This window comes from Staphylococcus microti (genome assembly GCF_000934465.1).
GTDB lineage: Bacteria > Bacillota > Bacilli > Staphylococcales > Staphylococcaceae > Staphylococcus > Staphylococcus microti.
Genome location: NZ_JXWY01000025.1, coordinates 1 through 225, shown reverse-complemented (window position 1 = coordinate 225; position 225 = coordinate 1). Strand labels below are relative to the sequence as shown.

Below are 225 nucleotides of genomic sequence, written 5' to 3'. Positions count from 1 at the left end.
ACCGAAGAAAATGGAGACAAAATCTTCTTTGAAAGCGAAGAAGACAAACAAATGTACTTAAATGACCAAAACAACAATATACAACCAAGAGCTGTTGGACTATCACAAAAAGTAAAAACTATATCCTCAACAAGATACAACATGAGATTTTCAGGATATTCTAATATGACTCCTAGTTGGACAAAAGCCTCAAAATACACAATACAAGCAGGTAGATCTTTGAAT

The 225-nt window shown here is 32.9% G+C and carries 1 pseudogene; it reads left to right on the top strand.

Features of this window, described 5'->3' with window-relative positions:
* Window positions 1-225: pseudogene (locus TP70_RS12550) on the top strand (hypothetical protein); the annotation flags it as partial.